This is a genomic window from Vreelandella sp. 2A-K22, from assembly GCF_054065485.1.
In genome coordinates, this window is the sequence record NZ_JBSUGC010000007.1 from 56,098 (window position 1) to 71,246 (window position 15,149).

General features: G+C 51.3%; 11 protein-coding genes and 1 pseudogene. All 12 read left to right on the forward strand.

The features are described 5' to 3' along the window. The first annotated feature begins 195 nt into the window (after positions 1-195). Positions 196-3,861 (forward strand): ATP-binding protein, encoded by a 3,666-nt coding sequence (locus ACW17M_RS11120; protein WP_457547392.1) that lies wholly within the window; start codon positions 196-198, stop codon positions 3,859-3,861. Next, positions 3,858-4,493 (forward strand): condensin complex protein MksE, encoded by a 636-nt coding sequence (locus tag ACW17M_RS11125; RefSeq protein ID WP_144810569.1) that lies wholly within the window; start codon positions 3,858-3,860, stop codon positions 4,491-4,493. Before ACW17M_RS11120 ends, ACW17M_RS11125 begins: the two co-directional genes overlap by 4 nt. After that, complete coding sequence (locus ACW17M_RS11130) at positions 4,490-5,731, forward strand: hypothetical protein (protein WP_457547393.1); 1,242 nt, start codon at positions 4,490-4,492, stop codon at positions 5,729-5,731. The genes ACW17M_RS11125 and ACW17M_RS11130 overlap by 4 nt, the downstream gene beginning before the upstream one ends. Continuing rightward, positions 5,728-6,597, forward strand: a complete 870-nt coding sequence (locus ACW17M_RS11135) for a DUF7281 domain-containing protein (protein ID WP_457547394.1) — start codon at positions 5,728-5,730, stop codon at positions 6,595-6,597. Before ACW17M_RS11130 ends, ACW17M_RS11135 begins: the two co-directional genes overlap by 4 nt. 173 nt (positions 6,598-6,770) lie before the next feature. Continuing rightward, positions 6,771-7,514 carry a hypothetical protein gene (locus ACW17M_RS11140; RefSeq protein WP_457547395.1) on the forward strand — a complete coding sequence of 248 codons (744 nt, stop codon included), beginning with the start codon at positions 6,771-6,773 and terminating at the stop codon, positions 7,512-7,514. A 347-nt stretch (positions 7,515-7,861) separates the two neighbouring features. Further along, on the forward strand, positions 7,862-10,039 hold the full coding sequence (locus tag ACW17M_RS11145) for a KAP family P-loop NTPase fold protein (RefSeq protein WP_457547396.1): 2,178 nt from the start codon (positions 7,862-7,864) through the stop codon (positions 10,037-10,039). Positions 10,040-10,137: 98 nt separating this feature from the next. Beyond that, positions 10,138-11,055, forward strand: coding sequence for a hypothetical protein (locus ACW17M_RS11150; RefSeq protein WP_457547397.1), 918 nt, complete (start codon positions 10,138-10,140; stop codon positions 11,053-11,055). 228 nt (positions 11,056-11,283) lie between these two features. Then, a pseudogene (locus tag ACW17M_RS11155) lies at positions 11,284-11,483 on the forward strand (MBL fold metallo-hydrolase); the annotation flags it as partial. 104 nt (positions 11,484-11,587) lie between these two features. Continuing rightward, positions 11,588-12,415 (forward strand): EamA family transporter, encoded by an 828-nt coding sequence (locus tag ACW17M_RS11160; RefSeq protein ID WP_457547398.1) that lies wholly within the window; start codon positions 11,588-11,590, stop codon positions 12,413-12,415. A gap of 381 nt (positions 12,416-12,796) precedes the next feature. Continuing rightward, a complete protein-coding gene (locus tag ACW17M_RS11165; RefSeq protein WP_457547399.1) occupies positions 12,797-13,639 on the forward strand; it encodes a Dimeric alpha-beta barrel in 843 nt (280 codons plus the stop codon). 84 nt (positions 13,640-13,723) lie between these two features. Continuing rightward, complete coding sequence (locus tag ACW17M_RS11170; protein ID WP_427769243.1) at positions 13,724-14,422, forward strand: class I SAM-dependent methyltransferase; 699 nt, start codon at positions 13,724-13,726, stop codon at positions 14,420-14,422. 98 nt (positions 14,423-14,520) lie between these two features. Next, on the forward strand, positions 14,521-14,928 hold the full coding sequence (locus ACW17M_RS11175) for a GFA family protein (protein ID WP_427769242.1): 408 nt from the start codon (positions 14,521-14,523) through the stop codon (positions 14,926-14,928). The last annotated feature ends 221 nt before the right edge of the window (positions 14,929-15,149 follow it).

The window sequence follows — 15,149 nt, forward strand, 5'->3', positions numbered from 1 at the left end:
CGGAAAATCGTGAAAGGCCAGCCATTAGCCCGGGTCGTTCTGAAGGTTTGTCATTGGGGTACTGGAATTGATGTTTGGGACTCAACGGATGCCACCTTGGTCTGTGTCTGGCACTATAGCCACTTTCAGCGATCAGCAAAACGATCCGGATAGTCATTGAGACAGCCATTGAAATAGTCATCGAAAGGACACGGCATGGCCCACCTGCTACGCATCGTGATGATTCACGGCCACCTGGAAGGCGTGGTCGAACTGAGTGTGGACGGTCACACCAATATTTGCGGCACCAACGCCTCCGGTAAAACCACGCTACAGCGCCTGGTGCCGGTATTTTACGGTGAGCTACCCAACAAGGTCGTGCCCAAGACGCGTATGAAGTTCGACGCGTTTTATTTGCCCCACCGCAATAGCTACCTGGTGTACGAATACCGCCGCGAAGCGGGCAATATCTGCCAGGCGGTGCTGACCCGCAAGGCCGAGGGCGGGGTGGAGTACCGCTTTGTTGGCGCGCCCTATCTGCCGGAAGAGTATCTGGTGGAGAGCGATGCGGGCGTGGCGGCGCTGGACTACACCCAGTGGGCCAGTGGCCTGCGGCGTAGCGGTACGCCGGTGTCGCCCAAGCTGGGCGCGACCTCTGAATTTCGCTCGGTGATCCAGAACGACTTTACCCAACTGCACGGCAACAGCCGCGATGGCCTCAAGCTGCGCCAGATCGCGTCGCAGTTCAGCCTGGTCAAACCCGAGCGGCGCATCCGCCATATCGAAAAGCTGGTTTCTGCGGTGCATGCCAAAGAGGGCAAGATGGACACCCTCAAAACCATGCTGGCGGCGATTTTCGAAGAGGATGGCGTCGAGCTTCCGGTGACCCGGATTCGCAACACCAAGGCGCGGGAGTGGATCGCCCAGATGCGCCAATCCATGCGCCTGGAACCGCTGCAGGCATCGCTGGCCAGGCTGGCCGGTATCGATCGTGAACTCGCCGACCTGGATGCCACGCTCTGGCAACTGAAACCCCAACTGGAAGACGACCGCCAGCAAGCAGAGCGCCGTATGGCCGATGTGGATGCTGAGCTTGCCCGCCACCAGCGCGAATTCCAGCAGCGGGAGAGCGACTACGCAGAAGCGCGGGATAAGCTGAACGACAGCCACAGCGAAGTGGTTAGCGATCTGCAGCAGACCCAGTGCCGCCTCAACGACCTGCAAACCCAGTACGAGCACTACGCCGATGCGGACATGCCCGCCCTGGAGCGTGACATCAACGCGCTGCCCCAGTGGCGGGAGCAGCGCGACCAGCTGCGCACCCACCTGAACGTGATGCAGGACGCGGTAAAAGAGAGCCAGGCGCGGCTGGACGGGCGACTGCGCGAACTTTCCGAGGCGCTGGCCCGCCAGACCCGTGAATCCCAGGAACTGATCGACGCCCTAGTCGAAGAGAAAGCCCTGCGCCGGGAGCAGCAGTGGGAGTCCGAACAGCAGCTCAACGAACGCTATCAGCAGGAGCGTCAACGCCTGGAGGGCGAGTACCAGGCGCAGCTGGAACTCGGCGTCGAGCAGTTAGCCGAACTAAAAGCCCAGCTCTCGCTCTCGACCCAAACCGCCGAAGAGGCATCCGAAGCGGAGCTTGCCCAGGCGCGCCTGGATCAGGCCCAGCAGGAGCGCAACGCATCGGCCGCCACCCTGGATGGCCTGCGCCGGGAGTTTGAAAGCCGCAAACGCGAACGTGACAGTGCCGAACAGCAGTTGGTGCAACTTCGCCAGCAGTTAGAGCGCGCCGAGCAGCGCTGCTTTGCACTCTATCAGCAGCGCGACCCGGAGCAGGGCAGCCTGCGCCACTTCCTGCGCTACCACCGCCCCGGCTGGGAGCAGCAGCTGGGCAAGGTGATTGCCCCGGAGCTGCTGGAGCGGCGTGATCTTGCCCCGCAGCTGGCGGAAGGCGCGAGCGATGACCTGTTTGGGCTGGCGCTGGATCTCTCCGCCATTGCCCTGCCCGATTACGCCCAGGATGAAGCCAGCCTGCTGGCCGCCATCGAAGAAGCCGATAGCGCCAAACGCCGGGTGCAGTCAGAGAGCCAGGCCGCCGAGAAAGCGCTCAAACAGCATAACGAGCGGGTGCAGCAGGCCGATGAAGCCCAGGATCAGGGCCGCATGGCCCACAAGCGCGCCGAGCAGGAAGTCGAGTTTGCGATAGAGGCCCGCCGCCAGCAGCAGGAGCGCCACACCAAGCGCCAGCAGGAGCGCCGTGCGGCCCATCAAACCGCGTTAGCCAGCCAGGAGCAGGCGCAAAAGGAGCTGCGCGAAGAGAAGCAGCAGGCGCTCGCCGCCCTCAGCGAGACCCATCAAAGCCAACTGCTGGAGCTCAAGGCCGACGGCCAGAGCCAGGTGGATAGCCTGGATGCCCAGCTGCGCCAGTATAAGCAGCAGTTGAGCGATGCCAATGCCGAACACAAACGCCAGCGCGCGGAACTGGAAGAGGCCTTTAGCCAGGAGCTGGCCGAGCAGGGCGTCGACCCCGCCAAGCTAAAAGATACCAAGGAGCGGCTGGCAAGCCAGGATGAACGCATCCGCGTCACCGCCGCCCGCCAGGATGAACTCACCGAATACACCCGCTTTATGCGCGTCGAGTGGGGGCAGCACAAGCCGCAGCTGGTCGCCCAGGAGGCAGAGCTGGAGCAGGCCGAACAGCAGCTGCAGCGCGATAAAGAGCACCTGAAAAACGACTTTCAGGCGGCGCGCAAAACCCACCAAAGCACGATCAGCACACTGAAAACCCAGCGGGAGAGCGAATACGCCTGCCTGGAAGCCTTAAAGCCGCTACTCACCCAACTGGAAAGCTTGGCCATCGAACCCGACGGCCAGGCGCCAGGCACGCCACTGGGCGATGTGGATGAGCGCATCGAGCGCGCCCGCCAGGCGCTGGGCAATCGCCACCAGCTCATCGAGCAACTGCGCCGTGGCTGCCTGGAGGTCGAAAGCCAACTGATTAAAGACGCCAGCAGCGGCTTTGCCGAAGCGCTGGAGAGCGAGCGCAGCAAGCTGCAGAGCGACAACCCGCGCCTACAGCTGCCGCTACTGCGCGACATGCTCAAGCTGCTGGAAGATCAACAGCAGCAACTGATTCAGGAAGGCCGCAACCTGAGCGACGACCTGGATAAATTCTTCACCGTGTTCCGCGATTTGAACCGACGTATCAGCGCCCAAAGCCGCCGGCTTTCTGAAGAGGTTGCTGATGATCTGCGCCTGGAAGGCATCACCAAGGCCGAAGTGCGCATCCAGTCCACCATCGATGAATTGGGCTTCTGGGAGCCGCTGAAGCTGTTTGCCCAGCGCTATAAAGAGTGGCGCGAATCCGGCCAGACGCTGCCCAGCGATGACTACCTCAACGCTCTGGCGGACGTGGTCGATTTGCTGCGCAGCGACCAGCAGTACAGCTTCGAAAGCCTGCTGCGCCTGGAGCTTCACCTGAACGAAGGCGGCACCGATCTGGTGATCAAAAACGACCGCCAACTGCTGGAGTCCTCCAGCCACGGCATGGCGTATCTGATTCTGTGCAAGTTCCTACTCGCCTTTACCCGCTTGCTGCGCGGCGATGCGGAAATCGCCATCCACTGGCCCATTGATGAGATCGGCACCCTGGCGTATCACAACGTCGAAAAACTGTTCGATGCCTGCGACAGCAACCGCATTCATATTGTCGGCGCCTTCCCCAATCCCGAGTCCGATGTGTTGCTGCTGTTCGCCAACCGCTACCTGATCGATCGCGATGAGGCCAACCCCAACAAGCGGGTGTTAAAACGCATCGAGCCACGGCTAAGCCGCCTGGCCGAACGGCTCCAGGAACGCCAGCAGGAGGTGACGGTATGATCGAACATGGCCCACTGCTAGAGCGCCTGCTGGCCGGGGAGTTTGTCTGCCCGATCAGCGATGAAAGCGGCTATCGTCATCTCACCAATGAAGAGACCCGGGAAGAGATCGACACCTACCTGCGGCCGCTTAACCGCCGCCTGGCCAGCAACGAAGACGGCAGCGTCTATTTTCTGGCCTGGCGTCAGCTCAATGACAACGCACGGGATCAGCTCTCCCGCCAGCTCGGCGATACGCTCAATAGCCTGCTGCCGCTGCTGGAGTGGCTGCAGCTGGTTCAAGAGGCGCTGGGCCGCGATACCCTGGCCGCCCCTGGCGATGTGCTCAAACCCGCCGAGTTCAGCGCCAAGTGCGAAGATAACCAAAGCCTGCGCGAACGCCTGGAGCGCCTGGCTACCGACAGCTTTTTTGGCTCGCAAAGTGATCAGCTCGATGCCCAGGTAAAGCAGGTCTTCAAGCGCCTGAAAGAGCACGGCTACTTGCTCCAGCCCCACGCCGAGCGGCAGGTATTCGTGGTCACCGGCAAGATCGACTACCTGGTGGATCTGGTGCGCTTTATTCGCGATGAAGAGAACCTGCCCATCGAAGAGGGTAGCGAGGAGGGCTCTGGCGCTCAGGAGGCCCTTCTGTGAGTGGCGGTGAGCATGCACTCGAAAGCCGCCTGCTAAAAACCGGCAGTGAACGGCTGGCGCTGCTGGGTAAGCATGCCGATGTACTGATGCAGGCCTACACCCGCGATGAAGTGCCGCTGGAATCGCTTAGCGATAGCGCGCTGCGCAAGCTGCTGGCGGCGCGCATTCTATGGCGTCCGGATGAGCAGAGCGGCGTGAAGCTGGCGCCCAAGGTGCGCGAACTGATCGCCGAGATGCTCGCCGACGAGACCCGCCGCCATGTGAATGCCGATGTCGCGGAAACCCTGGAGCTGATTCGCGCCCTGGTACACAGCTACCGGGAGGCCCGCAGCCGCGGCGAACACTGGCGGCTGGAGCAGCAGTTGATGCGCCTGCGCCAGGAGGTCGACGACCTGAACGGGCGCTTCGCCGATGCCATCGACAGCTTATGGCAGCGGCTGAATAGCGATTTTGGTTTCGTCAGCCAGCTCAACGACAAAATCCGCGAGAACGACCGCGCCCAGAAGCAGATCGCGAGGCTGCTGGATGGCCTAGCGCTGATCGACTTCGACGAGCTGATCGAGCTGGTGGGCAGCGATGGCAGCCTGCGCAAACTATTGATCAGCCAGCTACAGCAGCAGCTTAGTCACCACTACACCAGCCTGCGTGAAGTGCAGCGGCGCTTGATCGAATTGATGGCGCGCTTTCGCAAGCAGCAGGCGCGCAGCCGCCTGATCAGCGGCATGGCCGCCTTTATGCGCGAACACCCCGGCTTTGTGCCGGGCAACTATGCAAGGCGCAGTGAGGTGCCAGGGTTGGTCAATCAAGCCGCCCCGCTAAGCGCCGCCGCCGCCCCGGCGCTGGATCGCAACCTGGAGTGCCGGCTGCTCGCCGAGCTACTGCACCAACTCCCCCAGCCGCGCCACACCACCCAAACCGTTGAAGCCGCCGCCCCGGCCCAAGCCCAAGAAAGCAGCCTCGCCGCCGCCCGCCAGCAGGCGCTCAAGCAGGATGTGGAACACTTCTATTTGAGCGTGATCGACCAGCCCCAGGCGGAGCCGGTCAGCGCCCTTGAGTACCTACACGAAAGCCCGCTGGAATGGCCGGAGGAAATCTGGCTCTTCCAGGTGATTTCCGAATACCAGGGCCTGCCACGCAGCGATCAGAAGGCGTTTCGGCTCAAACAGCAGGAGAGCCAGGCCAGCCAGTTCAACCACCTGCGCCTGATCCACGATGTAGAACTGCAGCTGGCCGTATGAACCTACCCAGCCGCGCACGCAATGGCCTTAACGGCGTCTCCCGCGAACTTCTCCGCCAGCCCGCGGTGGAGAAGCCACGCCGCCAGTGGGTAGACGACGTAGTGGCCTGGTGCCACCAGCACGACATTGACCTGGCCTCGCGAATCAACAGTAAAGCGCTGCGTTTTGATGCCAACTTGCTGGCACAGATCAATGACGTGTTAGATAGCGCCCGCATAGCGCCTCTAGGCCGCTCCCTCAGCGGCCTGACCAGCAGCGCCCAGGCCAAAGAGGGCGTAGAGGAAGACAAAGCAACCCGCGAAAGCCCCCGTGCAAGAAGGGTACTCGTCAGCTTTCCGCCCCAGCCAACAATCGGGCTTGCCAACGAGCCACGCGCCATTCGCGATGTGGATGTACTAGGACTAAAGCTGAGCGCGTTTAGCGCCTTGATTCAGGTCGAAAACCTGGACAGCTTCTATGAGTTCTCGCCGGAACTCCCTGCGCTAAGTGGCTATGCAAACCCGCTGGTCGTTTACCGCGGCGACAGCCACTACGGCGGTGGTTTTGCCTTACTGGCTGATGCTTGGCACAAAACCCGCCGAACACATATCTACGCCGGTGACTTCGATGTGAAAGGTGTCACACTAGCGCTCGACAGCAACGCCACTCACTTACTCTTGCCCACCATCGAATGGCTCACTCAACACGCCACGCCATTGCATGTGCCTGCTGAACAGTTTCCTTACCAGCGCAGGCTTCGCAAGCACCTTGCTTCACTACCATCTGCTCATCCATTGTGTGAGTATCTAACGCTGTTTCTGGAAAAGCAGCGGGGGCTTAAGCAGCAGTGGTTTGGTGGGGAGATGGTGTGTGTGGGTTTGGTGTGAGGGAGAAGTAGCAAAATGCACCAGATCGTAAGTTATAGATATACTGCCAAGGTTCGCTTTGTTTACGTAGGGTCTTTGGAGAGAGCCAGATACACGGTGGAGTAACGCCCATCAACTCTCTGTCAGGTTTGTTTAGAGTATAGTCATCCATCTAATAATTCTTAGGTATAGTTATGGAACCGTCGCAATATTCTCACATCGATCAGGTGCAACAAGCTGCGATTCAGTTCGGCTTGGCTTGTGTCAAAACTAGGATTGGTCATCTTGGTACAGGGAAAGACAAAATTATCTTCGATGTGCGAGATAGCCTGATTTATCGCAATTGGGCGGTTCGATGGCATCTACAGGTTCTTCGACAACATCATCTTGCAATCGAAAAACGCCTGATGCTGGACATGAATGGGGCTCTGAATGACCCACAGTATCTGCATCACAGCCAACAAATAATGTCCTATATCTTTGACGATGTTATTTTCAATCTGGCTGCAATGTTTGATTACGTCGGCAATTTGGTTGGTCTTGCATACCGAGGTCCGGCGAAGTCCCGAACGAAATGGAATGGTGCCGTGAAAGGGGCTCGAGATTCAAACAACACAATCAGCAAAGCACCAGTCGGAGAGCTGCTAAAAACCGTTCACGCATCTTGGGTTAACCATCTGATGGACTTCCGAGGCGATCACATTCATCACAAAGCAGAGCTTGGCAACGCTGCACATACCCTCAATTTGAATCAAGAGCGTTTGAAAGTAGAGGTCAACGTTTCGGTACCCAGATCTTTAGCTAAGAGATTACTCACGGCTGATGATCAAGAGGTTGATGTAATGGCAGGGGCAGATAAAATCGCTGAAACTTCTGCTATGCATTGCAATGCTATCCTCAATAAGATGACGGAGACTTTAGAGCCTGCCTATTGGTAATAAAATATCGTACCCATGAGAATCTCAGTCAAAACTTAGGTGTCGGGAAAGTCCATCGGATGGATGGTGGTACATACGCTCTCAAGGTTGCTTGTTATGGCGACCATTAGTGCCAAAGGTCTGATTTTCATAGATGAGTAGTGGTTTTATATACAAAATTATTGGCCTTAGCAAAACGCGATGACAATCGACTTTTGGGTATGTTGACAATGATTTCTTTGCCTTAATGCGAATCAGTAGGATAGAGTCAAATCAAGTAGCATCATAACCTCAATAAAGGCACTGACAAGTTTGTTAAGGTTATATAACCTTCCGTATAAATAATTTTAGATTCTTAAAGGAAAGATATGGAAGATAAAAACTACTCCTCAGATTCACCAATACACGAACACGGGCAAGATAGGTTTTCTCGCTGGAGCTTCTCTAAAAGAGTGGCCCAAGTAATATCAAAACGAAGTGATCCAAGTAGTATCGTTATTGGTCTCTACGGTATATGGGGTGATGGTAAAACATCTGTTCTCAACTTTATCGAAAAGTCACTTGAAAATGATGAAAACGTAATATGTATAAAATTTAATCCTTGGCGTTTCGGTACAGAAGATGAGCTGCTAACTGGCTTCTTTTTTGATATAGCAGAAGCATTAGATGCGGAACTAATTAAGACAGGGGATAAGCTTAAGGATTTCGTTAAAAAGGCAGCACCTGGTGCTAGTGCAATTATAGGAGCAAGGGGGGCGGGTGAGGCTTTTGGTTCATTTATCTCAGGACCCGATACAAATGAACTTAAGAAGAGAATAGAGCGCGAGTTAGAATCAGCTAAAAAACGTGTTCTTATACTAATCGACGATGTGGATAGGCTGGAAAAAACTGAAATTCACGCACTTTTTAGATTGGTCAAATTGACAGCAGATTTTAAATTTACATCATATATTTTGGCATTTGATAAAGATGTTGTCGCCGCATCTTTGCAAGATCGCTACTCTAGTGCTTCTGAAAATTCCGGTGAGGCATTTTTAGAGAAAATTATTCAGGTTCCCTTGAATTTACCAGCCGTCGAAAAGAAAGTGCTTAGAGAGTTCTGTTTTCAAGGAGTGGAAGAAGCATTAGATATTGCAGGAATTACGCTCTCCGAACAACAAGTTCAGGAGTTTGTTCGAGACTTTAGTGTCGCTTTCGATGACTGCTTAACGACTCCAAGAAAAGCCAAGCTTTATGGGAATATACTAATGTTCTCTTTGCCAATCCTGCAAGGGGAGGTAAATCCAGTAGACCTAATGCTTTTAGAGGGGATAAGAGTCTTTTGCCCTTCTTTGTATGAAGTGCTGAGAGTAAATAAGACACTATTCACAGGTGCTTTCAGAGATAGCAGTTACTCGAGAAAAGATGGAGAAAAGGAATACATAAAAAATCTCGTAGATAATGCACTTAATTGCGGTAAAAACATCAACAAAGTGGGGTTTGTTGAGCTCTTGAAAAACATGTTTCCAAAGCTTCAGTCTGTTTATGGAAATATGAGCTATGGATCAGACTGGTATAATAGGTGGGATAATGGACAGAGGATATGTTCTGAGAATTATTATTCTAGATATTTTACTTATGCTATCCCAAGAGGAGATGTATCAGATAAAGAAATTCAGGAGTTAACCGATAATAGCGAAAAGTGGGAGAAAACCTTCGATTTAGAAAGAAACCCACTAAATGGAATTATAAGCGCTGCGTCAGCTGAAACCTTAATTAAAAAGTTGAGGAATAAGTCTGGCGATATGAATGCTGGTGCCTCGTTTGCTATGGCTGTTGCTATTGCGCAAAAAAGTCATGAAATCCCTAACCCTGAAGTGCTGTATAGTTGGATGACTCCATTTTCTCAGGCGTCCATGCTAGTTAGCGATTTAATTCAAAATATACAGAAAAGTGATCGAATTGACCTAGCAAAAACCTGCATAAAATCAGCATCAGTTCTTGAGTTTAAACTCGAGATTTTTAGATGGTTAAAGCGTGAAGATGAAAATAAGCCTGAAAAAAATGCTTTTTCTGAAGTGTGTATAGAAGAGATTGGAAAGTGCTTGGGAAGGCTTATAGCTGATAAGGTTGAAAATGATGAAGATATAACCAAGGTAGCACCTAAATCCATCCCAACAATATTCTATACCTTAAATAAATATGTACGGGATGGCTATGTAAATGATTATGTGGCTGGGCTGATTTCAAGGGATCCAAAATCTTTAGTTAGAATTATAGAATCTTATGTCCCCACTGCATGGGGGATGGAATCAGGTGTTTCTCACAAGGCAGATTTCGAAAGGGATCAATATAACAGTCTAGCTAGTGTTTTAGATGCCTCAATAGTTTTAAGCTCGATCCAAGAGCACTTCCCCTCGACAATAGGTGTTTCCGAGGACTTCCCAAGGGTGTACGATGATAATACTAATAAAGGGCTTCTATTCTTGGAACAATTTATTTGGCTTCATGGATACGTGCTGCGTGAATCGAAATCTGAAGAGGCATCGCATGATGGTGAAGAATAGGTTTAAAAAGGCGCTGCTGTCGGACAAGATTTTCATTGCACTCCAAACTTTCCGTAGAACGCGGCGTTAGATTTCTCGCATCATCATTAGGAAAAAATATGGAAAGTAGCTCGTTAGTTGGAAGTTTGACTAATTCAGTAAAGGAGCACTCTAGAGCCTTTGGCGTTGCTGGTGCAGTTATTGGCGCAATCTTGGTTATTTATTATTGTGGTAGTATCAATTTTTACCCATCGGGATTAACCTTAGCCGATACACTATTCTTCTTATGGGTTGTTGTGGTGTTTGGCTTCTATTATTCTGTAGTTGCGTTTGCTTTTTTTATTGCCAGTATTTTCTGGGTCGCAGTTTTTGCCAAGCCCATAAATTTTATTCTTAAGTCAAAAAAGAACAAGACTGATATCGTTGTCCCGTTACCAAAATCCGACTGGCTCATGGTTTTGGGAGGAGGTTTTTTTGCTAACCTTTTGATATTAGGAATAAGTTATTCTAAGGGGCATCCTCTTCTAGTTATATTTGGAGCACTATTTCTGATTGGCTTTATCTATACGCTAATAGAAAACGTATCAAAGCGCAGCAGCTCAAATGACCAGCTATTAGACTCAAATGGAAGGCCAATAAATGAAAGTCCTATATACCCCCTGATGGTAAGAAATGTTTTTTACGTATTAATATACGCCGCCCCTTTATTGTTTGGTCAGGTGGGTGGTGGTGTAACACGAACAACATTTGAAACTATGGGGGTCAGACAAGAGGGCGTTACGCTGCACGTAGAAGCGAAAGAGTATAAAACTATATTGGAGGACTATGAAAGTGAAGGTTTGATCTCTGGTTTGGCCTGTAATGAAGTATGTACTATCCAACAAGCTAATATATTATTCACAAATATTGGAACAAACACTAAGATTGAATTGAGTGGAAGTGTTGGTGATTTGCTTCTTGTGTTACCAACTAAGGCCATAAAATTGACAGCACAACCAAAATTTAATAAAACAAGCAAGGCGGTCGCTGAAAAGTGAACCTCTTCTTGAAGTTTAATGTGCCTAATTCGCTAATGTTTTAATCTTAAATGGCGTCAGCCAAGCTTGGCAGATGTAGATAGCTTTCAACATTTATAAGTGTACGCATAACCATGATCGTAAAAGCACTAACCCTTAAGTTTAGCTGACGGGCAGGTCACCACCTTGGTCTTAAAGTGAGATCACGAACAATGTAGGAATTTACCGTTCCTACGCACCTCTTCCGGTGTGTCCACTAAAACAAGAAACGCCTCCGGGATCGCTTTGCGAGAGATCAAGTTAAGGGCTGGTACCTGATATATTGTGGTAAGGGTACTCAGCATAAGGTATTGCATACCAAGCTGTCGTTCCATTCGCTGAAAGCTATCTTTATTACCCACGTCCACGGCGACCACTGCTATGGGTTGCCGGGCATACTGGCGAGTGCGGACACATGCGTGTCTAGGAATTTGGACTATGCTGGGGAAACTAGTTTTTCTTAACGTTGCTTCCTGCCGCTCAAGGGCACGGTGATATGAGCCTAGAAATAACAATGATTGTACTGCTCGCTGCTATCTTTAACGCCAGCTGGAATGCCATCGTTAAAGTGAGTGGCGACAGGATCGCCGTCATGGCGGTGATCACCTTATTGGGCAGTCTAGTTTCTGTATTCGCCTTGCCTTTCGTGGCGCTCCCCGGTCCTGCAAGCTGGCCGCTTCTAGGCTTAGCCATCTTGATTCATACGGCCTATCACTTCTGTTTGCCCATGGCTTACCACTACGGTGATTTTGGCCAGGTCTATCCCATCGCGCGTGGATCAGCGCCTTTACTCGTTACCCTTGGCGCTGCCGCATTCGCTGGCGAAATGTTGGGTTTTGTCCCGTTACTCGGTGTGCTGTTTCTTGGGGTGGGCGTGATGTCGTTAGCCTTTGATACAAGCACCGGTATCACCAGAAATCCCCGTGCTATCCTCCTTGCTCTCGGTACGGGTGCTTTTATCGCTTCCTACACGTTGGTAGGCGGCCTGGGGGCACGACAAGCTGGCTCGGTGCTCGGCTTTGCTGTTTTGTTAACGCTCGGCAACGGCTTACTGACGTTTGCTATTGCCCTGATATGGAAAGCCAAGGAGATAAAAAGAGTTATATCCAGCAATTTGGCTCCCGCTATTGTCGGCGGGGGAATGCAGGTCGGTGCGTATTGGATCGTTATCTGGGCCATGGCCTACGCCCCACTCGGCATGGTCTCGGCTTTACGAGAAACCAGTGTGCTGTTCGCCGCACTGATTTCTACCATCATTCTGAAAGAAGGCTTCGGCGTATGGCGATTTGTTTCTTCGGGCCTGATCGCTTGCGGCATTACGTTGACACGCTACAAGCCTTAATGAATGCTTCGTGCCGCTAATATTGCTTATCAGCTTCGCGATCGCCAAACATTTAGAACACCGCCAGCGGTCTCTCAGTTAGCTTTAACCTTGCTCAGTTTGGTTACGCTTATCCATAAAAGCGATGCGGCTCTTTCACTGTGATAACAAGGCCTGTTCCGTAATATGCCATCGTCTAAATGCTCATTGCCATGAGATGAGTGTTGTTAGGGCAGGCATGCGAATTTTGGGTATGCCACCAAAATTGGCTTTGCTCTCAGGGGGATCAATGAGATAGAGTCAAATGAGGTGGTTACATAATCTCAGTGACTGCGCCGAGACGTTTATTGAGGCCATGGAGTCTTCCGTAAAATTACTGCTAGGCTTGAGTGTGGAATCGAAATGAATATGTCCTTCTCAATTGATAAAGAGTCATTCAGTAAATCCTTAGAAGAGGCTAGCATAAGCAAAGTGGCTTTTGTTTTCCACCTGAGAGTTAAAGATATAAATGGCTATAGTAAGTTTTTGAAAGAGAGTGAGAATAGCTTCAACAGCAAAAGGCTGTTTCGAGTTAAGGCTGATCCTGTTGCACGAGAAGGGATGTGGATAGATGAAATTATCATCGATGAATTTCCATCCACCCAAGCGGCTTTCAAGTTTCTTTCGACCTTCGATGAAACTCTAGATCAGGTTTGCGCTGAGCATACTGTCCTTGCAGTTGAACCAGAACCATCAGTGATTTTTTATATAGTTAAAATCATCTCTAGGGTTGTTCGGTTATTCAAAGGTGTCACCGACAAAGGCATCCCCACAGCAACATGGAAAGCCGAGAATAACGCAGTCTGGCCCGATGAGAATCAAATGAAAGTAGCAAGAGCCCAAGATCTTGACGAGCCGCTTTTTGTTTACAATTTGAATAAATACAAACTGAATGCTGAATATAATAATTCTTACGAAACCGCTAAAGGTATTAGCGGAAAGGAGGCCTATGACCGCTATTCCAAAATTGCGGGGTTTGAATTGCTGCGAAGGGGGGCATATCCAGTTTATGGTGGAAAGCCCATTGGTTTATTCGGCAGTAACAAGGGGTGTATGCTAGCTGATCGCTGGGATCATTTCATATTTGTACGCTATCCTCAGCGACGTAACCTTCTGGCCACCATTGAGAGTGATGAATTTCGCAAAGGCGAAGTTCATCGCGACGCCGGGTTGGAACGAGTCGCAATTTTTATGGCAAAAGCCTAAAAAGAAAAATTAACTCGGATCCAAATTTCGCTGCGCTACATTTGCACCGGTTATTTGAAGTATTAGATGGGATCGGATATCTGCATGAACCAAGACGAACTTAAGGCTATTTTTGACCAACAGGCTTCTGGCTATGAACAGCGGCAAAAGAAGCTTGCGCCAGTCCATGAAGGACTTCATTTTCAGCTTGAATGGATATTGTCGGACTTGCCACGCGAGGCCCGTATACTTTGCGTCGGCTTAGGCACAGGCGCAGAACTTTCCTATTTAGCTAATAAATTCCCAAACTGGAGCTTCACCGCCGTCGAGCCTTCTGGTGCGATGCTCGATGAATGCCGTCTAAGAGCTGAGAAAGAAGGGTTTAGTTCTCGTTGTATGTTCCATGAGGGCTATCTGGAATCTTTGCCAGATGTTGAGCTTCATGACGCAGCTACATGTTTTATGGTTTCGCAATTCATTATTGATGATGAGGCACGCTCGAACTTTTTCCGTGCTATCGCGGACAGGCTGCACCCTGAAGGAATTCTGGTGAGCGCAGACCTCTCGTCAGAGGTTGGTTCATATGAATACAGAGCATTGCTTCAGGCATGGGTAGCCATGCTGCACGCTGCAAACGTTCCTTCTGGTGCTATAGAAAAGACCCATGCAGCATGGGCGAAAGATGTCGCAATACTCCCTCCCGACGATGTTAAATCCATCATCAGGCGTGGCGGTTTTGACTCACCAGTTCAATTTTACCAGGCAGGTTTTGTTCATGCTTGGTTCTCTAAGCGTTCGCCATAAAGTACCGTCTGCGGACATATTTTTCTTCGCTGCGCTGACAATGCAAGTATGCCCCTGCTTGGGCCATTACCTGTACAAAAGATAGGGGTTCATTACAAATGAAGTATCCAATTACCGGCTCATGTCTATGCGGACATATCACCTACAAGCTTTCTAAGCCCCCGATTGCTGTCGCCGCATGCCACTGCAAACAATGCCAAAAGCTTTCGACGAGTGCTTTTAGCATTACCGCAATGATAGATTCAGACGCCATTGATATAAGCGGAGAAATGAATGAGTGGAGCAGGATTGCTGCGAGTGGGAATACAAGCTCAGCTAAGTTCTGCCCCGTGTGCGCTAACCACATCTACCATTACAATCCAAGCAATCCTCATCACCTCATGTTGAAGCCTTCCACGCTTTCAGATACAAGCGATATCAACCCCACCATTCACGTTTGGGTCTGTGAAAAGCAAGACTGGTTCCAAATACCAGAAGGTGTGTTGACCTATGACACACAGCCGTAGCGAGCTAACAATCCTGCCAATTAGGACGCTAGCAAGCTAGCGCCTATTGCGCGTGCCCTCTGAGTTAGGTTCGCTAATGCTTTAGCCACACATGGCGTCAACTCAGTTTGGCGGATGTAGGTAAGCCTTAACTGTATTAATGTATGCCTAGTCATTGTATAAGCACTACTGTTTTCATTTAGCAGATTTGAAATCTGCATCCTTACCCTCAAAGCGAGTGC

Excerpts from the sequence above, each read along its gene's own strand:
- ACW17M_RS11120 (WP_457547392.1), top strand. The coding sequence starts at position 196 with ATGGCCCACCTGCTACGCATCGTGATGATTCACGGCCACCTGGAAGGC.
- ACW17M_RS11125 (WP_144810569.1), top strand. The coding sequence starts at position 3,858 with ATGATCGAACATGGCCCACTGCTAGAGCGCCTGCTGGCCGGGGAGTTT.
- ACW17M_RS11135 (WP_457547394.1), top strand. The coding sequence starts at position 5,728 with ATGAACCTACCCAGCCGCGCACGCAATGGCCTTAACGGCGTCTCCCGC.
- ACW17M_RS11140 (WP_457547395.1), top strand. The coding sequence starts at position 6,771 with ATGGAACCGTCGCAATATTCTCACATCGATCAGGTGCAACAAGCTGCG.
- ACW17M_RS11145 (WP_457547396.1), top strand. The coding sequence starts at position 7,862 with ATGGAAGATAAAAACTACTCCTCAGATTCACCAATACACGAACACGGG.
- ACW17M_RS11150 (WP_457547397.1), top strand. The coding sequence starts at position 10,138 with ATGGAAAGTAGCTCGTTAGTTGGAAGTTTGACTAATTCAGTAAAGGAG.
- ACW17M_RS11160 (WP_457547398.1), top strand. The coding sequence starts at position 11,588 with ATGATTGTACTGCTCGCTGCTATCTTTAACGCCAGCTGGAATGCCATC.
- ACW17M_RS11165 (WP_457547399.1), top strand. The coding sequence starts at position 12,797 with ATGAATATGTCCTTCTCAATTGATAAAGAGTCATTCAGTAAATCCTTA.
- ACW17M_RS11170 (WP_427769243.1), top strand. The coding sequence starts at position 13,724 with ATGAACCAAGACGAACTTAAGGCTATTTTTGACCAACAGGCTTCTGGC.
- ACW17M_RS11175 (WP_427769242.1), top strand. The coding sequence starts at position 14,521 with ATGAAGTATCCAATTACCGGCTCATGTCTATGCGGACATATCACCTAC.